Source organism: Bacillus sp. FSL W8-1143 (assembly GCF_037965155.1).
Classification (GTDB): Bacteria; Bacillota; Bacilli; order Bacillales; family Bacillaceae; genus Bacillus; species Bacillus pumilus.
The window spans coordinates 3,076,497-3,095,994 of record NZ_CP150182.1 but is presented as its reverse complement, the minus strand read 5'-3'; the positions used below and the strand labels follow the sequence as shown (position 1 = coordinate 3,095,994).

17 protein-coding genes are annotated in these 19,498 nt (G+C 43.6%); 15 read left to right on the top strand and 2 right to left on the bottom strand.

Going from position 1 to position 19,498, the window contains the following annotated elements; all coding sequences use genetic code 11:
• The first annotated feature begins 16 nt into the window (after positions 1–16).
• The 6 genes from nikA (at position 17) to NSQ36_RS15905 (ending at position 6,468) form a co-directional block, all read left to right on the top strand.
• Entirely contained in the window at positions 17–1,639 is a 1,623-nt protein-coding gene (gene nikA / locus NSQ36_RS15930) for a nickel ABC transporter substrate-binding protein (protein WP_050944217.1), read from the top strand.
• Between the two features lie 18 nt (positions 1,640–1,657).
• Positions 1,658–2,602 (top strand): nickel ABC transporter permease subunit NikB, encoded by a 945-nt coding sequence (gene nikB / locus NSQ36_RS15925; protein WP_226804103.1) that lies wholly within the window; start codon positions 1,658–1,660, stop codon positions 2,600–2,602.
• A complete protein-coding gene (gene nikC, locus NSQ36_RS15920; RefSeq protein WP_003213255.1) occupies positions 2,599–3,432 on the top strand; it encodes a nickel ABC transporter permease subunit NikC in 834 nt (277 codons plus the stop codon). Before nikB ends, nikC begins: the two co-directional genes overlap by 4 nt.
• Before the next feature lie 4 nt (positions 3,433–3,436).
• Positions 3,437–4,252, top strand: a complete 816-nt coding sequence (locus tag NSQ36_RS15915) for an ABC transporter ATP-binding protein (protein ID WP_170965970.1) — start codon at positions 3,437–3,439, stop codon at positions 4,250–4,252.
• 13 nt (positions 4,253–4,265) lie between these two features.
• Positions 4,266–5,081 (top strand): nickel import ATP-binding protein NikE, encoded by an 816-nt coding sequence (gene nikE, locus NSQ36_RS15910; RefSeq protein WP_339206088.1) that lies wholly within the window; start codon positions 4,266–4,268, stop codon positions 5,079–5,081.
• Between the two features lie 61 nt (positions 5,082–5,142).
• On the top strand, positions 5,143–6,468 hold the full coding sequence (locus NSQ36_RS15905) for an MATE family efflux transporter (RefSeq protein WP_339206086.1): 1,326 nt from the start codon (positions 5,143–5,145) through the stop codon (positions 6,466–6,468).
• A 20-nt stretch (positions 6,469–6,488) separates the two neighbouring features.
• On the opposite strand, the gene yvfG is transcribed toward NSQ36_RS15905, so the two are convergent.
• Positions 6,489–6,704 carry a protein YvfG gene (yvfG, locus tag NSQ36_RS15900; protein ID WP_339206084.1) on the bottom strand — a complete coding sequence of 72 codons (216 nt, stop codon included), beginning with the start codon at positions 6,702–6,704 and terminating at the stop codon, positions 6,489–6,491.
• A 70-nt stretch (positions 6,705–6,774) separates the two neighbouring features.
• Here yvfG and rpoN point away from each other — a divergent pair, with 70 nt between their 5' ends.
• Positions 6,775–8,073, top strand: coding sequence for an RNA polymerase factor sigma-54 (rpoN, locus tag NSQ36_RS15895; RefSeq protein WP_113387377.1), 1,299 nt, complete (start codon positions 6,775–6,777; stop codon positions 8,071–8,073).
• A gap of 170 nt (positions 8,074–8,243) precedes the next feature.
• Positions 8,244–8,981: a FadR/GntR family transcriptional regulator gene (locus tag NSQ36_RS15890; RefSeq protein WP_003213412.1), complete on the top strand. Its 738-nt coding sequence runs from the start codon at positions 8,244–8,246 to the stop codon at positions 8,979–8,981.
• Positions 8,982–9,008: 27 nt separating this feature from the next.
• On the opposite strand, the gene NSQ36_RS15885 is transcribed toward NSQ36_RS15890, so the two are convergent.
• Complete coding sequence (locus tag NSQ36_RS15885) at positions 9,009–10,451, bottom strand: sigma 54-interacting transcriptional regulator (protein ID WP_339206082.1); 1,443 nt, start codon at positions 10,449–10,451, stop codon at positions 9,009–9,011.
• A 208-nt stretch (positions 10,452–10,659) separates the two neighbouring features.
• On the opposite strand from NSQ36_RS15885, the gene NSQ36_RS15880 reads away from it, so the two are divergent.
• From NSQ36_RS15880 to gpmI, 7 genes are all read left to right on the top strand, one after another.
• A complete protein-coding gene (locus NSQ36_RS15880) occupies positions 10,660–11,856 on the top strand; it encodes an ornithine--oxo-acid transaminase (protein WP_321999515.1) in 1,197 nt (398 codons plus the stop codon).
• A 106-nt stretch (positions 11,857–11,962) separates the two neighbouring features.
• Complete coding sequence (locus NSQ36_RS15875; RefSeq protein WP_339206078.1) at positions 11,963–13,378, top strand: amino acid permease; 1,416 nt, start codon at positions 11,963–11,965, stop codon at positions 13,376–13,378.
• Between the two features lie 314 nt (positions 13,379–13,692).
• A complete protein-coding gene (locus NSQ36_RS15870; RefSeq protein ID WP_003212739.1) occupies positions 13,693–14,730 on the top strand; it encodes a sugar-binding transcriptional regulator in 1,038 nt (345 codons plus the stop codon).
• A 31-nt stretch (positions 14,731–14,761) separates the two neighbouring features.
• On the top strand, positions 14,762–15,769 hold the full coding sequence (gene gap, locus NSQ36_RS15865) for a type I glyceraldehyde-3-phosphate dehydrogenase (RefSeq protein WP_003212811.1): 1,008 nt from the start codon (positions 14,762–14,764) through the stop codon (positions 15,767–15,769).
• Positions 15,770–15,982: 213 nt separating this feature from the next.
• Positions 15,983–17,167: a phosphoglycerate kinase gene (locus NSQ36_RS15860; protein ID WP_003213359.1), complete on the top strand. Its 1,185-nt coding sequence runs from the start codon at positions 15,983–15,985 to the stop codon at positions 17,165–17,167.
• A gap of 30 nt (positions 17,168–17,197) precedes the next feature.
• On the top strand, positions 17,198–17,959 hold the full coding sequence (gene tpiA, locus NSQ36_RS15855) for a triose-phosphate isomerase (RefSeq protein WP_106029339.1): 762 nt from the start codon (positions 17,198–17,200) through the stop codon (positions 17,957–17,959).
• Complete coding sequence (gene gpmI / locus NSQ36_RS15850; RefSeq protein WP_050944194.1) at positions 17,952–19,487, top strand: 2,3-bisphosphoglycerate-independent phosphoglycerate mutase; 1,536 nt, start codon at positions 17,952–17,954, stop codon at positions 19,485–19,487. Before tpiA ends, gpmI begins: the two co-directional genes overlap by 8 nt.
• Positions 19,488–19,498 lie beyond the last annotated feature (11 nt).

The following is a 19,498-nucleotide window of genomic DNA, read 5'->3' as shown; positions in this document are numbered from 1 at the left end:
TTAGGAGGAACATCTTATGTCTATTTGGAGCCAATTTTTTCCGAAAATTAAAATAAATACTGTGTTTACATTTTTACTTATCTTTTTATTAGTAGGCTGCTCTCAAGCAAACAATGGAGCAGATGGAAACAAGGATCATCCTGACATGATCACGATGGCTTGGCCGAGAGATATTGGCGAAATGAATCCGCACGTATACAACCCATCACAATTGTTCGCGCAATCAATGATTTATGAGCCATTGGTCAGCTATCAAAAGAATGGAAAGCTAAAACCTGAATTAGCGAAATCATGGGATGTGTCAAAGGATGGCAAGGTGTACACGTTCCATTTAAGAGACAAAGTGACATTTTCAGATGGATCTGAGTTTAATGCAAACATTGTGAAAAAGAACTTTGATTCCATCTTAAAAAACAAGGATATACATAGCTGGTTAGGTGTGATAAAAAAAATCAAAAAGACAGAAGCAGTAGACAAGAAAACGTTTAAACTCACATTAACAGAGCCATATTATCCAACTGTTCAAGAATTAGCCGTTGTCCGCCCAGTTCGTTTCTTAGGCGAAGCAGGCTTCCCTAAAAACGGAGATACGTCAAAAGGAATTGAAAAACCAGTGGGGACAGGCCCTTGGGTATTAAAAACATATCAAAAAGATGACTATGCCATTTTCGAACGAAATGATCATTATTGGGGAGAAAAACCAAAGGTCAAAGAAATCAAAGTCAAGGTCATCCCAGATGCGGAAACGAGAGTCATGGCATTTGAAAAAGGTGATGTAGACGTCCTTTACGGAGAAGGAACCATTAGCCTTGATGCCTACAAACAGCTAGAGGCGAGCGGTAAGTACGAAACGAAAATGTCAGAGCCAGTTGCAACGAGACAGCTTGTCATGAACACAAAAGTGGATCAGCTGTCAGATGAGAAAGTGCGTCATGCCCTTCAATATGCTATGAATAAGAAATCAATGGTTGAAGGTGTCACCTCTGGCTTAGAGGATGAAGCAGATCACATATTGCCGACCAACATGCCTTACACTTCTGATATTAAGGTGAAGTCGTTCCAATATGATGTAGACAAAGCGAAAGCATTGCTGGATGAAGCAGGCTGGACACTGCCAAAAGGAAAAACCGTTCGTGAAAAAGATGGAAAAACGCTTGAATTTAGTATGATGTATGATTCAGCAGAATCGATTCAAAAAGCGATGGCTGAGACGCTTCAAGCAGAATGGGGTGCCATTGGCGTTGGTGTCAAACTTGAAGGTGTGGAGCTGGCAACACAGGTGCAGCGCTTTAAAGCCAACAAGTTTGATATGAACTTCTTTAGCAACTACGGAGCGCCATATGATCCGCATACATTTATGAACGTCGTCTCATCAGATGGTTTTGGATTCAAAGAAGCCATTTCAGCCTATCCAAATAAGGACAAGCTGATCAAAGAAATGAGCGAAATTCCATCAACAACCAATGAAAACAAACGAAAAGCACTTTATTCGTCTGTCTTATCTTCATTACAGGATCAAGGGGCAATTGTGCCAATCTCTTATTTTAAAAAGACAGCCGTTTATCAAAAAAATGTGAAGGACTTTGAGTTCCCAGCAAATCGCGACGAACATCCATTCACAGGTATTAAGCTGAAGTAATAGAAGGAAGGTTAGGAAATGGGCCGCTATATCGTCAAACGCATGCTATCAATCATCCCTGTATTTTTATTAGCCACTCTTTTCACGACTGGTATGATTCACCTTTCGCCAGTCGACCCGGCTGAGGCATATTTAGCAGCGGCTCATATCCAGCCAACGGATGAAATATTAGCGCAAAAACGAAGTGAATTTGGTTTAGATCAACCGTTTTATATGCAGTATCTTCACACCATTGAAAAAGTCATTCATCTTGATTTTGGCAAGTCATATATGTCCAACCAGCCTGTGCTCAATGAGGTGATCTATAGAATACCAGCGACGATTCAATTGGCGCTGACTAGTCTACTGATTGCAATTTGTGTCAGCATTCCACTCGGCTTTTTCAGTGGCATGAGGAAAAATGGCATCGTTGATCATGTGAGCCGGCTCATTTCTTTCTTAGGAGCATCTATCCCGACGTTTGTCTTGGGGTATTTGCTCATCTTCTTTTTTTCAGTGAAGCTTGATCTTCTACCGGTAGAAGGGGTGGGAACATGGGAGCATCTCATTCTGCCGTCGGTCACACTGGCCGTCCCTTTAATTGCTACGTATACAAGGCTATTACGATCAAGTGTGGGTGAGGCGCTTCAAGAGCCGTTTGTTCAATATGCGAGAATCAGAGGATTAAAGGAACGGTCAATCATGTTCAAGCATGTATTGAGAATTGCGATATCGCCAATGCTGACAGGGCTTGGGGTGAATCTTGGCAAGCTGCTGACAGGAACCATTATCGTAGAGGCAGTTTTTTCATGGCCAGGGTTTGGACGCTTCTTTATTGAAGCGATCTTTAACCGGGATCTGCCGGTCATTCAATTCTATGTCCTCATGGCAGCATGTATCTTTATCTTGAGCAGCTTGATTGTGGACTTACTTCAGCTGATCATTGACCCCCGTATTTCCAGAAAGGAAGGCCGCCAGTCATGATGACAAAAGGAAAATATCTCTTCTCTCATCAAAAGCTGATCTCGATCTGCGTGGTGCTCCTTGGTCTATTGCTGATTGTGACAATATGTGCGCCGTGGATCGCTCCACATGATCCGGCGGCTGTCAATCTAGCGATGAAGCTAAAGGGGTCTTCGTGGGAGTATCCTCTTGGGACAGATCAATTAGGCCGATGCAATTTATCTCGAATTTTATATGGTGCACGTGTTTCACTAGGCTGTGCGTTATTAATCTTTCTCTCTTCTTTATTGATTGGGTTAATCGTTGGTTTGTTGTCAGGTTACAAAGGTGGCTGGATCGATCACGTCTTAATGAGAATCTGCGACGGGATCATGGCATTCCCGAACCTGGTGCTGATCCTCGGATTAGTCGGCATCTTCGGTCCTGGACTTTCTCAAGTAGTGCTTGCCTTGATGCTTGTGCAGTGGGTATACTATGCTCGCGTCTTCCGAGGAATGGTGCTGAGTTTAAAAGAACAGAACTTTATTGCCGCTGCGAAAATCAGCGGGACATCCCACTGGAACATCATGAGAAAGCATATGATTCCAAATGTCCTGCCGCCACTCGCGGTCATTGGCACACTTGAAATGGGCTGGGCGATTATGGACATTTCAGCGATGTCCTTTCTCGGATTAGGCGTTCAGCCTCCTATGCCTGAATGGGGAGCGATGATCCATGAAGGGAAATCGTATATTCAAACAAATCCTCAGTTGATGCTGTATCCAGGTCTTGTCATCATGGCTGTCGTCGTCCTCTTTAATTTACTAGGAGAAGCCCTTTCAGAGAAATATGGTATCAAACGCCGTGTGTAAAGGAATGATCAATGTGCAAGAGTCCATTTTACAAATAGAGAACCTGCATGTGCAGACGAAAACGCCTTATGGAACAACCTCTCTTATTCAGGACGTATCGTTTGAAGTAGGGCGAGGTCAAATCGTTGGATTAATAGGTGAGAGCGGCTGCGGGAAAACGGTGACAAGTATGTCGATCTTACATATGCTTGACCGAAAAACAACCGATGTCACTGGTAGCATCACACTTCAAGGACGAGAATTGATCGGTCTGAGTGAAAGGGATATGCGTTCTATTCGGGGCAAGGACATCTCATATATCATGCAAAATCCAATGAACAGCTTTACGCCAGTATGGACGATCGGTCATCAGCTGATTGAAACCATCCGCCGGCATACCGCTGTCAGTAAAAGGCAGGCAAAAGCGAAGGCAGTCGATGCGTTAGCGCAGATGAATCTGCCGCAGCCAGACAAGCTGTTAAACAAGTATCCCTTTGAACTAAGCGGCGGCATGCTGCAGCGTGTCATGATTGCCATGGCTGCCTGTATGCACCCGCCTCTCCTCATAGCAGATGAACCAACAACTGCTTTAGATGTACACACGCAGAAGCTGGTGCTTGAACATCTGAACCACATTCGTCATGAGTATGGAACTGCCATCTTGCTCATTACTCACGATCTTGGCGTCATTGCAGAAATGGCAGATCAGGTTGTTGTCATGAGACAAGGAGAAATGGTTGAAAAAGCAGAAGTCCTTGAGCTTTTTGAAAACCCCAAGCATGATTATACAAAGAAACTATTAGCAGCTCGTCCATCCATCCCAGCTGTTTGCCCGATTTGAGGTGAGAAGGCCCTTGCATTTATTAGAAGTGAAAGCAGTTAGTCATTCATACAACAGCCGGTCGTTTCTGATGAGAAGAAAAGGCGCAGATCAAGTCTTAAACGGCGTCAATTTAATCATTGAAGAAGGCACGTGCGTCGGATTGCTGGGGCAAAGCGGTGCAGGGAAAAGCACGCTAGGCCGTATCATACTTGGTCTAGAGAAGCCAACAGCCGGTCAGGTCCTTTTTGAAGGGCAAGATATATATTGTGCAGATCAAAGAACACGCAAACATTATCGCCGGCATGTGCAAGCGGTGTTTCAAGATTCGTACTCGGCGGTAAATCCAAGGTGGACAGTCGAACAAATTTTATCCGAGCCGCTTGAAAACTATGAAACCATGAGCCGAAAAGAACGCAAAAGCGTGCTGATCCATTGGCTGGAAAGAGTCGGGCTCAGTGAAAAGGACTTGTCTAAATATCCGCATCAATTCAGCGGCGGCCAGCTGCAAAGAATCAACATTGCAAGAGCCTTATTGCTGCAGCCAAAGCTCGTCGTACTGGATGAATCCGTCAGCAGCTTAGACATGGTCACACAGGGTGTCATTTTAGATTTATTAGTAGAATTAAAGAAGGAACTAGGTGTCGCTTACTTATTTATTACGCATGATATGACGGCAGCCTATCACTTAAGTGATCAATTGGCGATATTAGATCAAGGTGAACTTGTTGCTCAATTTCAATCAAAGGATGATTTCTTTTCATCAGAAGAGAAAGCGGTGCAAAAGATGAGAGATGCAATGCTCGCAGACCATCCTTTGTCTCGAACAATTGGCAGACCGGTTCGATAAATCTTCATTTCATCAATGCCTCTTTTAGAGAGGCTATTTTTCATGAAAGGCAGGTGGCATCGTGAACCATCGAGCGTATTTAGCTTTAGCCATTCCTTTAACCATCTCAACGATGACCACTCCATTACTTGGAGCTGTTGATACAGCAGTTGTCGGTCAGCTTGCCAATCCCGCTTATATTGGAGGCGTCGCAGTTGGCAGTCTCATTTTCAGTACACTCTATTGGCTCTTTGGTTTTTTGCGGGTGAGTACATCTGCTTTTGCCGCTCAAGCAAACGGGGCGCAAAGTGAAGAGCAGGGTGTATTTGCTTTTCTAAGACCCTTTTTAATCGCTATCATTGTCGGCCTTTGTTTTATTGCCCTGCAATGGCCCATTATTCAATCTGCTTTTCTAGTGATCTCTCCCTCTGCGGATGTTCGGCAATTTGCAGCAGATTATTTTCATATTCGGATTTGGGGTGCGCCGTTTACCTTGATGAATTATGTGATATTAGGCTGGCTGATGGGGATGGCAAAAATGAAAGAAGCCCTCTCTTTACAAATCTTGATCAATGTCATGAATATGGTCCTTGCCCTTCTGCTTGTTCATGTGTTTTCGTTTGCAGTCAAAGGGGTGGCCGCTGCGACATTGATATCTGAATTAACCGCCTTTGTATTAGGCGCATGGATCATCATGAAGCATTCAAAAAACGGGTTCCAAATGCCTTCTATTAAGAAAATCATGGATACACAGGCAGTGCAGAAAATGTTTCATGTGAATAAAGATTTGTTTATTCGGACGATTTGTCTCCTTGTTGTGATTAACATGTTTACAGCTAAAGGTGCTTCTTTTGGAACAGAAATGCTTGCGGCCAATGCCATCTTATTTCAAATTCACTACATCATGGCTTATTTGTTCGATGGTTTTGCCAATGCATCCAGCATCCTTGTGGGCAGATCAGTTGGTGCAAATGACCGCACCCTTTATGAGAGAACCTTAACCCTTTCAAGGCAGTGGGCACTTGTCATGGCATGCGTCATTGCGTCGGTTTATTTCCTCTTAAAAGAGCCGATCTTGGGCTTGTTTACAAATCTTCCCCGGCTTCTTGATGTGACATTAGGCTATGCAGACTGGCTCGTTCTCTATCCGTTTGCCGCTTGTTTCGGTTTGGTCATATACGGCGTATTTACAGGTGCGACAGAAATTGCCCCTGTCAGAAATTCGATGCTGTTTGCGATGATCTTGTTTATCGTTGTTCAAGCAGCAGTTACGCCTATTTGGCACAATCACGGATTATGGTTTGCTTTTATCATCTATACTGTAGGACGTTCTGGCTTTTTGATGATGTACAAATCAAGGCTGGATCGGAAGCTTTTTGCAAATGAAAAACACCCTTTGCCATCGTGACAAAGGGTGTTCTTTTTCGTTCATTCGCTTTCTTTTTTCACCTTTTGATACGCCTCATCAAGGTGCTGAATTCGCTTCAAAACCACAGCATTTTTGGTCAGCTGGTCTTGTACAAGCGTTGACACCACTGAGCGGTAATAGGCATTCATGGCATGAATCTTGTTTTCATTTTGATTCATGGCGATGTGTTGTTTCAAGTTGTCAACAAAGTATGGAACGGAAAAAAGTTCAGACATGGGAATCACTCCTATTTCGTATATACGGTCCGTCAATCTTCATGTAAAATGATGAGAGGGAGGGGAGACAATGAGCCTTAATCTGCAACAAGAACAGGTATTAAAGCAGGTGCTCACACCAGAACTCAGGCAGGCCATTACATTGCTCCAGCTGAATAGCACTGAGCTTGGCGAGTATCTTGACCAGTTAGCGCTTGAGAACCCTCTGATTGAGCGGAAAGACACGGACAGCTATCAACCAGTTTATCATAAAAAATCTCAAGATCGAATGACAGAGCCATATCGAACGCATCAAAAAGAAAGCCTGCAAATGTATTTAAAGAAGCAAGCCATTGATTTAAATCTAAGTGAAAAGAATCAAAGGATCTTTCACTTTATGATTGAGTCCATTGATTCTAATGGCTATTTAAATGAACCGGTTGACGAGATGGCAGCTGTCTTAAAGGTGTCAGCTGAAGAAGTAGAAGCCGTCCTTCATCAGCTTCAATCGCTAGAGCCTGCCGGTATTGGCGCAAGATCTTTACAAGAATGCATCCTGCTTCAGCTGAGAAGAAAAAAGGAGCGCTGGTATGAAGCCGAGCTGATCATTGATGAGCACTTCTTTCTCTTTGCAAGAAAGGCTTGGAAGGAAATCGCGGCGAAAACAGGCATTTCCATGAAAACACTTCAAGCGGTACAAGATGAGGTGTCGCAGCTTGAACCAAGACCCGGCATCCATTTCTCATACGAAGAAGACCATGTGTATATAGAGCCAGATGTAACGATAACTGTCGTGCAGGACCACATCACATTTGAGCTGAATCAGCGCGCTTTCCCAGACGTTGAAATGAATGAAGGATACTTCGCCATGATTCAAGACCGAAAGCGGCATGAAGCATATGCGTATCTAAAGGAAAAAGAGCAACAGTACAATTGGCTTGTCCAAGCGCTGAAGCAAAGAAAACAAACGATGACCCATGTCGTTCGTGAGATTATCTTACACCAGACAGATTTTTTCCTTACAGGGAAACATAAAATGAAACCGCTTACGATGAAGCGGATCGCAGATATATTGCAAGTGCATGAGTCAACAGTCAGTCGAACGGTGAAAGGGAAAATGGTGCAAACCCCTTATGGCCTCATGGAAATGAAGCAATTTTTCCAAGCAAAGCTAGAAGGACCCTCGCTGGAAGAGGCGTCCAGCTACACAGTCAAGACGTACATCGCAGAGCTGATCCAAACGGAAAATAAGAAAAAACCGTATTCAGATCAGCAAATGATGACGCAGCTACAGCAAACCTTTGGCATCCGAGTGTCGCGCAGAACCATTGCGAAATATCGTGAACAAATGAATCTTCCATCATCTACACTGCGGAAGCGCTATGATTAAAAAGAAGTACTTGCCAGAAACATGGCAGGTGCTTTTTTAGTTGAAAGCGAGGCATACAGAAGATTTTTTGAAAATTAAATCGGGGAGACGTGTGAACGGAAATTTTGGGGTAAAGTATAAGATAGGGCATGAGCCGAAAAGGGTAGACAACAGTGATGAGGTGAGACCAATTGAAATATAAACAAATCAAAACCAAAAAAATATATGAAGAAATTGCGGATGCATTAATCGAATCGATTCGCACTGGTGAGCTTCTTCCGGGAGAAAAATTAGATTCGGTTCAATCGCTCTCAGAAAGCTTTCAAGTCAGCCGTTCCGCTGTGAGAGAGGCGCTGTCTGCTCTCAAAGCGATCGGATTAATAGAGATGAAACAAGGGGAAGGCACATATGTGAAGCAGTTCGATCCTGAACAGCTCGCATTTTCTTTATCTCCTGCATTTTTAATGAAGCAGCATGATGTCAGGCAGCTCCTTGAAGTGAGAACCATTATTGAAACAGGTGCTGTCAAAAAGGCGGCGCTGCTTCGGACGGACGATGACCTACATCAGCTGCGTGATGCACTCGAACAAATGAAGCTGGCAGAAGCCCATGAAGAAATTGGTGAAGAGGCAGATCTTACCTTCCATCTCGCCTTAGCCAAAGCCTCGAAGAATGATGTATTAAAGGTGTTAATGAATCAAGTCTCATCCTTGTTAGTAGAAACGATGCGGGAAACGAGAAAAGTCGTGTTATTCTCAACGAAAGCCTCCATTCGGAAGCTTTACGAAGAACATGAACAAATTTACAAAGCCATCGTTGCAAGGCAGCCAGAAGAAGCAGAGAAAGCGATGCTTACGCATTTGAAAAATGTAGAAAATCTGCTCGGTGATGTGCTGCAAAAACCAGCAGAACAGTCAGATACACAATAAGCTGTGCCGGATGATGGCACAGCTCTATTATTGAAGAGAAATATGTAGCTTTTTCATTCGATATTGCAGACTTTGCCTGCTCATGCCCAATAACTTTGCAGTCTGTGAAATATTATCGTCCATTTTTTCTAAGTAATGGACGATGTATTGTTTTTCGAATCGTTCCATTTGGGTTTGGAAATCAGTCGTCTGTTCTGGGCTTGTATACACAAAGGTGTCAGCAGCTGCGGTTTGCTGCAAAGAATTTGTTTGCAATTGCGCCTTAGGACGGACTTCCCCGTGCTTAAATCTAAAATGATAGGGAAGGTGATGCATGCATAAGTCGTCTTCATCCATCATCATATTCATCCCCGCCTCAATCACATGCTCAAGTTCTCTTACATTGCCTGGCCAATGATACGCCTTAAAAAGGGCAAGTACCTCTTCATCAGCCGTCTTCACCTTCATTTGAAACAGCTCATTATATTTTTGAATAAAATGATTCACAAACGTAGGAATGTCCTCTTTTCGTTCAGAAAGCGGCGGAATAAATAAGGTGACAATACCGAGACGATAAAATAAATCCTTGCGCATGCGTCCACCTGCGATTGCATCCACAGGGTCCTCATTCATATTGGCAATCACCCTTACATCAACAGCAATTTCCTTTGTGCTTCCTAGCCTTCTCACACGTTTCTCCTGTAAGACGCGCAATAGTTTTGCTTGAAGATGAGGATTTAGTGAGTTGATCTCATCTAAAAGCAAGGTTCCTCCTTGCGCCTGCTCAAATAAGCCAGGCTGATCAGTTGCTCCCGTAAAAGCCCCTTTTTGTGTACCAAAGAGCAGACTTTCAATCAGATTATCAGGCAGTGCCGCACAATTTTGAGTAATAAAAGGTCCAGATGACCGGCTGCTGCCGTTATGAATGCTTTGAGCAAACAGCTCTTTCCCAGTCCCAGTTTCGCCAACAATGAGCACATAGGAAGAGGTGCGTGTCGCTCGTTTCGCATGCTCAATCACCTCTAAAAAGGCAGGGCTTTGTCCAATAATAGAATCGAAGGTAAAGCGGGTGCTTCCTTTTTTCTTCATATTGTGATGAATCAGCCGTTCCAGCTTGGTCACATCATTCGAAATTTCAACTGCCCCTTGAATGAGACCATCTCGAACGAGCGGGTATGTATGGTTAATCGTTGTGATTTCTTTTCCGTTGTAATTATGATACGTCTGCTTGGCATGTACGGTTTGTTTCCCGGTACGCAGCGCTTGGACAAGTGTACTGTGCATCTCATCTTGAAAGGCGAAGAAATCGAGTACATTTTTATGGAGAACATCTGAGCGTTTTAAAGACTCGATCTCCATCATTTTTTTATTATAAACAACCGTATGTCCATTCTCATCAATAGCATGAACCCCGACATCAATTAAATCGAGCATTTGTTTATATAAATCAATCTCATTTTCAAGCTTTGCGGCATGCAGATCTTTTTTCAATTGCGCCACCTCCTGACGTTACCTCTATTTTACATGAAAAATTTTGCGGTTTCCTCTAAAAAATTTGGCATATGCAAAGAAATTTTGCGTAATTAATGAAGTAGCCCCCATGATCAAGCGGTCAGAAAGTTGGCACGATCCTTGCATAACATATGGATGAAGATGAACCCAATTGAAAGAAGCTACCTTACAGAAGGAGGAATAGATGATGACGACACAGACAAATGAATTGATTCAACAAACAGAGCAATATGGAGCGGCAAACTATCATCCGCTGCCAATTGTCATTTCAGAGGCTGAGGGAGTGTGGGTGACAGACCCTGAAGGCAATCGATATATGGATATGCTGAGTGCGTATTCCGCAGTGAACCAAGGACATCGCCATCCCCGCATTATTGAAGCGCTCAAAAAACAGGCAGACCGCGTGACGCTCACCTCGAGAGCCTTTCATAATGATCAGCTTGGTCCTTGGTATGAAAAAATTTGCAAACTGACGAATAAAGACATGGCACTGCCAATGAATACAGGTGCTGAGGCTGTAGAAACCGCTGTAAAAGCAGCGAGACGCTGGGGCTATGATGTGAAAGGAATCGAAGAGAATCGTGCAGAAATCATTGCGTGTGTTGGCAATTTCCATGGGAGAACGATGACGGCTGTATCTCTTTCCTCAGAAGCAGAATACCAAAGAGGTTTCGGCCCAATGCTTCCTGGAATTAAGCTAATTCCTTACGGAGATATTGAAGCGTTACGTGAAGCGATCACACCACAGACAGCGGCTTTCCTCATTGAGCCGATTCAAGGAGAAGCGGGGATTGTCATGCCGCCAGAAGGCTTCTTGAAAGAAGCCAAAACGCTTTGTGAGCAAGAAAATGTGCTGTTCATTGCGGATGAGATTCAAGTGGGGTTAGCACGAACAGGTAAGATGTTTGCGTGTGATTGGGAAGACATTGAGCCAGATATGCTGATTCTTGGGAAAGCTTTAGGCGGCGGAGTATTCCCAATCTCGTGTGTTGTAGCAAACCGCGATATTTTAGGCGTGTTTAACCCTGGTTCTCATGGGTCTACCTTCGGAGGAAATCCTCTTGCGTGTGCAGTGTCGCTTGCTGCACTGGATGTTTTAATCGACGAAAAGCTTGCAGCACGCTCTATGGAGCTTGGTGAATACTTCAAAGACAAATTGGAACACATTCAAAGTCCTGTGATTAAAGAAGTGCGCGGCCGCGGACTATTTATAGGCATGGAGCTGACAGAGGCAGCTAGACCTTATTGTGAAAAGCTGAAGCAAGCAGGTTTGTTATGTAAGGAAACCCATGAAACAGTCATCCGTTTTGCACCACCACTGACCATTTCAAAAGCAGATTTAGACTGGGCGATTGGTCATATTGAAGCACTGTTTCAAGCTTAAATGGCAAAGGGGGAGGAAGCTTCACTTTCTCCCTTTCTTTTTCAACGAACAGCGAATTTTGTCAAAGGATGCTGAATAGAAGAGGGAAAGTGGGGAAGTGGATTTGATGCAAGAACAGCATAATGAACTAGAGCGTTCCATGAAAAGCAGACATCTCTTTATGATTGCCTTAGGCGGCGTCATCGGTACAGGGCTTTTCCTTGGGTCAGGATTGATTATCCATCAGGCAGGACCGGGGGGAGCCATTCTATCGTTTATCATTGGCGGATTTTTAATGTATTTGGTCATGCTCTGTCTTGGAGAATTAGCAGTGGCGATGCCAACAGCCGGTTCCTTTCAGGAATATGCAACCAAATATATAGGTCCGTCCACAGGCTTTATGATCGGCTGGCTGTATTGGTTTAGCTGGGCGTGTACGATTGGTCTGGAGTTTACATCAGCAGGCATATTGCTCCAAAGGTGGTTTCCAGATATTCCGGTTTGGCTCTGGTGTCTAGCATTTAGCGTGATATTATTTGCCGTGAATGCCATCTCTGCTCGCAGCTTCGCTGAAACGGAGTTTTGGTTTTCAGCCATCAAGGTTGCGGCCATCCTATTGTTTATTATCATTGGAATTGGCGCAATTTTCGGAATGATTCATTTAAAAGGCGGAGAACCAGCCCCTTTATTTCGTCATTTGACGGATCATGGCGGACTATTTCCTAATGGTGTTTTTGCTATTTTATTAACCATGGTCACGGTCAATTTCTCCTTCCAAGGAACAGAACTTGTAGGGATCGCAGCAGGTGAGAGTGAAAGCCCTGAAAAAACATTGCCTCGATCAATACGGAATATTATTTGGAGAACGATGGTCTTTTTCGTTTTATCAATTGCGGTTCTAGCCGCACTTCTCCCATGGCAGACAGCAGGCGCTGTCGACAGTCCGTTTGTGGTCGTGCTGGACAAGGTCGGCATCCCATATGCTGCAGATATCATGAATTTTATTATCATCACAGCTGTCTTGTCTGTAGCAAACTCTGGATTATATGCATCATCACGTATGCTCTGGTCGCTTTCAAAGGACGGGAAAGGACCTGCCTTTACGAAAAAGCTGTCCAAGCGTAAAATCCCGATCAATGCATTATTGGTGACAATGGGTGTATCCGCTCTATCTCTGCTCACAAGTGTTGTGGCACCAAAAACGGTGTATGTGTGGCTTATTTCGATTTCTGGAATGGTTCTTGTTGTGGTGTGGATGTCCATTTGTTTGTCTCAATATTTCTTTAGAAAACAATTCATAAAAGACGGGGGAGATGTAAAGGATCTCGTCTTCCGTACACCGCTCTATCCATTTGTCCCACTAGCAGGCTTCATCGCATTTGGCATCGTGCTCATTAGCTTATTTTTTATTGAGGATCAGCGGATTGGCCTTTATTGCGGTGTTCCGTTCATGGCTGCCTGCTACATCATTTATTATCTCAAAATCAAACCGAAGGAAGAGGCAAAGCGTTTCGCCGAAGAGGAAGGAATCCCAAAAACATAAAAGACGACTATATCAAAAAAGTGTGTATGCGGACCTCTTACGCATGCACACTTTCATTGATGAATTCATTCAATATAGAAGAAAATAAAATATTTCGAAAAGAAAAATCATAGCAAGAACCTTGATGACAAGCAGGCTATCGGTGAAAATGTGTCTATTTTTTGTCTAAATGTGTTTGTAATAGTTGAAAATGCAAGATGATCCTGTTAAAATAATTAAAGAAAGCAGGGATTGATTTTTTTTGGCTGTGGCGGGACGTTTTTTGTCACAGTGGGACGTTTTTAGTCCAACGTGAAAAGAAAGGGTCGTTAGCCATGAATCGTTTATTGGAAGCTCAAAAAAAATTATTGCCAGATCTTCTCATCGTTATGCAAAAACGCTACGACATTTTGCAGTACATCAGATTAGCTGAACCAATCGGCCGCAGAAGTCTTGCGACGAGTCTTGGTCTCAGTGAGCGCATCTTAAGAGCTGAAGTTCAGTTTTTAAAAGAACAAAATCTGCTGGATGTCAAAACGAGCGGCATGATGCTGACGAGTGAAGGCCACGCTTTGCTTGAAATGCTTGAAGGAATGATGAAAGACGTTTTAGGTTTAACCTTTTTGGAAAATACATTGAAGAGGAAGTTAGGCCTAGAAGAAGTCGTGATCGTTTCTGGTGACAGTGACGAATCCCCGTGGGTGAAGCAAGAGATGGGAAGAGCTGCTGTCCAATGTATGAAAAAAAGGTTTACTGGAAATAATATCGTCGCCGTCACTGGCGGAACGACGATGGAAGCCGTTGCCGAAATGATGACCCCTGATGCCAAAAACAGAGACATGATGTTTGTCCCTGCGAGAGGCGGTCTTGGGGAGAATGTAAAAAATCAGGCAAACACCATTTGTGCCCACATGGCTGAAAAAGCTTCCGGTACTTACAAACTGCTGTTTGTTCCAGGACAGCTGTCAGAAGGTGCTTACTCTTCCATTATTGAAGAGCCGTCAGTCAAAGAAGTGCTTCAAACGATTAAATCATCCACGATGCTCATTCATGGAATCGGTGAAGCAAAAACAATGGCGATGAGACGAAACACACCAGCTGAAGATTTAAAAAAGATTGATGAGCATGACGCAGTGACAGAGGCCTTTGGCTATTACTTTAATCGTGATGGTGAGGTCGTCCACAAAGTGCACTCCGTCGGCATGCAGCTAGATGATTTAGAAAGCATTCCACACATCATTGCTGTTGCAGGTGGATCATCAAAGGCAGGGGCCATTGAAGCTTATTTCAAAAAACCCCGCCGAACGGTTCTCGTCACAGACGAAGGAGCCGCAAAAGAGTTATTAAGGGAGTCAATTGATCCCTCAATATAAAACATTGTGACCTATAAAAGGAGGAAACATCATGGCAGTAAAAGTCGGTATTAACGGATTTGGACGTATTGGACGTAACGTATTTCGTGCAGCATTAAACAATCCTGAAGTTGAGGTAGTAGCGGTTAACGATCTAACAGACGCTAACATGCTTGCACACCTTTTACAATATGACTCTGTTCACGGAAAACTAGATGCAGAGGTTTCTGTAGACGGTACGAACTTAGTAGTGAACGGTAAAACAATCGAAGTATCAGCTGAGCGTGACCCTGCGAAATTAAGCTGGGGTAAACAAGGCGTAGAAATCGTTGTTGAATCTACTGGATTCTTCACAAAACGTGCAGACGCTGCAAAACACTTAGAAGCTGGCGCTAAAAAAGTCATCATCTCTGCTCCTGCTAACGAAGAAGATATCACAATCGTTATGGGTGTAAACGAAGACAAATACGATGCAGCTAGCCACGATGTCATCTCTAATGCATCTTGTACAACAAACTGCTTAGCTCCATTTGCAAAAGTACTTAACGATAAATTTGGTATCAAACGCGGTATGATGACAACTGTTCACTCATACACAAATGACCAACAAATTCTTGATCTTCCGCACAAAGACTACCGTCGTGCTCGTGCAGCTGCGGAAAATATCATCCCAACTTCTACAGGTGCTGCGAAAGCTGTTTCACTTGTATTGCCTGAACTTAAAGGTAAATTAAACGGTGGCGCTATGCGTGTTCCAACACCTAACGTTTCTTTAGTTGACCTTGTGGCTGAATTAAACCAAGATGTAACTGTTGAAGATGTAAATGCAGCACTTAAAGAAGCAGCTGAGGGAGAACTTAATGGAATCCTTGGCTACAGCGAAGAGCCATTAGTATCTGGTGACTACAATGGTAATGCAAACTCTTCAACAATTGATGCTCTTTCTACAATGGTAATGGAAGGCAGCATGGTGAAAGTCATTTCTTGGTACGATAACGAGAGTGGATATTCTCACCGCGTTGTTGACCTTGCAGCTTACATTGCAAAACAAGGTCTTTAATTTGTCACACTGAAGGAACTCACTTGGTTCTTTCCTATAGACACGATATAATGAAGACGGACAAGGGAAGGGGAAGCATCCCTTTCCCTTTTTCTCTGTTTTTATCCGTTCTGCACGATTTCTCGTTTTGATGAGGGCAAAATGGGAAAAGGATAAAGAGAGACTTGTCCAATGCGTAAGGAAACCAGAATAAAGGAGGATCTCCTGACGAGCATGAATAAGAAATCAGTAAAAGACATTGACGTAAAAGGTAAAGTTGTGTTCTGCCGCGTAGATTTTAACGTTCCAATGAAAGACGGAAAAGTGACGGATGATACTCGTATTCGCGCAGCATTACCAACGATTGAGTATTTAACAGGACAAGGCGCAAAGGTACTACTAGCTAGTCATTTGGGTCGTCCGAAGGGTCAAGTTACTGAAGAACTGCGTCTGACACCTGTAGCGAAACGTCTGCAAGAGCTTCTTGGACAAGAAGTGAAAAAAGCGGATGAAGCTTACGGCGACAACGTGAAAAAGCAAATCTCTGACTTAAAAGAAGGAGATGTGCTAGTGCTTGAAAACGTTCGTTTCTATCCTGGTGAAGAAAAGAACGATCCTGAACTATCAAAAGCATTTGCTGATTTAGCCGATGTGTATGTCAATGATGCGTTCGGTGCTGCACACCGTGCACATGCATCCACTGCTGGTATTGCAGCATATCTTCCGGCTGTTTCTGGCTTCCTCATGCAAAAAGAGCTTGAGGTTCTAGGAAAAGCCATTTCAAACCCTGATCGCCCATTTACAGCGATTATCGGTGGCGCAAAAGTAAAGGATAAAATCGGTGTGATTGAAAGTCTTCTTGATAAAGTGGACAACCTCATCATCGGCGGCGGACTTGCTTACACATTTGTGAAAGCACTAGGCCACGAAGTAGGAAAATCTTTATTAGAAGAAGACAAAGTCGATTTAGCGAAATCCTTTATGGACCGTGCAAAAGAAAAAGGCGTGAACTTCCTGATTCCAACAGATGTTCTGGTAGCCGACGACTTTTCAAATGATGCGAATACAAGCATTGTGCCAATCTCTGAAATTCCAAGTGATCTAGAAGCACTTGATATTGGAACAGAGACAATAGGCAAGTACGCTGATGTTATTAAAAACAGCAAGCTTGTTGTTTGGAACGGACCAATGGGTGTATTTGAAATCGACGCATTCGCTAAAGGAACAAAAGCAATCGCAGAAGCACTGGCAGAAGCAAAAGATACATATTCTGTCATTGGCGGTGGAGATTCAGCAGCAGCTGTTGAGAAATTTGGTCTTGCTGATCAGATGAGCCATATTTCTACAGGCGGCGGCGCTTCACTTGAATTTATGGAAGGCAAAGAGCTTCCAGGTGTTACTGCATTAAACGATAAATAAGACCAAAACTGCTATAAGGAAGTGTCAATCATGAGAAAACCAATTATAGCTGGGAACTGGAAAATGAACAAAACACTTGGCGAAGCGGTTAGCTTCGTTGAAGAAGTCAAGTCATCCATTCCATCTCCTGACAAAGTGGAAGCAATTGTCTGTGCGCCAGCTCTTTTCCTTGAAAAGCTAAACAGCCTTTCTAACGGAACAGACCTTAAAATTGGTGCACAAAACATGCACTTTGAAGAAAATGGTGCATTCACTGGTGAAATCAGTCCTGCTGCGCTAAAAGATCTTGGCATTGGCTACTCAGTGATCGGTCATTCAGAGCGCCGTGAATTCTTCGCTGAAACAGATGAAACAGTGAACAAAAAAGCACATGCTGCATTCAAGCATGGCATCGTTCCAATTATCTGTGTAGGTGAAACGCTTGAAGAGCGTGAAGCTGGCAAAACAAATGAACTCGTCGCTGATCAAGTGAAGAAAGCACTAGCTGGTTTAACAACTCAGCAAGTTTCTGAATCTGTTATTGCATATGAGCCAATCTGGGCGATCGGTACAGGGAAATCTTCTACAGCGAAAGATGCAAACGACGTTTGTGCGCATATCCGTCAAACGGTTGCAAGCGAATATGGTCAAGAAGCGGCAGACAGCCTTCGCATTCAATATGGCGGAAGCGTGAAACCTGCGAATATTAAAGAATATATGGCAGAATCCGATATTGACGGTGCTTTGGTAGGCGGCGCAAGCTTAGAACCTCAGTCTTTCGTTCAATTATTGGAGGAAGGTCAATATGAGTAAGAAACCAGCTGCATTAATCATCTTAGATGGATTCGGTTTAAGAGGCGAAACAGTTGGTAACGCTGTTGCCCAAGCAAAGAAACCGAACTTCGACCGCTACTGGAACGAATTCCCGCATCAAACCTTAACGGCTTCAGGTGAGGCAGTAGGCCTCCCACAAGGTCAAATGGGGAACTCTGAAGTTGGGCATTTGAACATCGGTGCAGGACGCATTGTGTATCAAAGCTTAACAAGAGTGAATGTTGCCATTCGTGATGGGGAATTTGAGAAAAACGAAACGTTCCTAGAGGCAATGACTTATGCAAAAGAGAATGACAAGGCCCTTCATTTATTCGGTCTCCTGTCAGACGGCGGTGTGCACAGCCACATCCAGCATCTTTTTGCCTTGCTGAAACTAGCGAAAAAAGAAGGCTTAACAAAAGTATACATTCATGGCTTCTTGGACGGACGTGATGTTGGTCAAAAGACAGCCAAAGTGTACTTAAAACAGCTTGAAGAACAAATCAAAGAAATCGGTGTCGGAGAAGTGGCAACACTTTCTGGACGCTATTACTCAATGGACCGTGACAAACGCTGGGATCGTGTGGAGAAAGCATATCGCGCGATGGCGTATGGTGAAGGCCCAAGTTATCAAAACATCTATGATGTCGTTGATGACTCCTATGAAAATGGAATCTACGATGAATTCGTTATTCCATCTGTCATCACGAGAGAAAATGGTGAGCCAGTTGCAAAAGTAAACGACGGCGATTCTGTGATTTTCTATAACTTCCGCCCAGACCGTGCAATCCAAATTTCGAACACCTTCACAAATGAAGATTTCCGCTCGTTTGATCGCGGAGAAGCACATCCGAAGCATTTACACTTCGTCTGCTTCACACACTTCAGTGAAACGGTTGATGGCTATGTTGCCTTCAAACCAGTGAATTTGGATAACACAGTAGGAGAAGTGCTAGCGCAAAATGGATTGAAACAGCTGCGGATTGCTGAAACAGAGAAATATCCTCACGTGACGTTCTTTATGAGCGGTGGACGTGAAGAAGAATTTCCTGGTGAAGACCGCATTTTGATCAATTCACCAGATGTGGCAACCTATGACCTCAAGCCAGAAATGAGCGCTTATGAGGTAAAGGATGCACTAGTTGCAGACATCAATGCTGACAAGCATGATGCGATCATCCTGAACTTTGCTAACCCGGATATGGTTGGTCATTCAGGTATGCTTGAGCCAACAATTAAAGCCATTGAAGCAGTAGATGAATGCTTAGGAGCTGTTGTCGACGCAATCCTAGCAAAAGGCGGACATGCCATCATCACGGCAGACCACGGTAACGCAGACGTGCTGATTACTGAAGAAGGAAAGCCGCATACTGCACATACGACAAACCCTGTTCCAGTCATCGTAACGAAAAAAGGTGCAACGCTTAGAGAAGGCGGCATTCTAGCCGATCTATCTCCAACGCTTTTAGACTTACTTGGTCTTGAAAAACCAAAAGAGATGACAGGAACATCATTGATTCAGAAATAACAAATTGATTC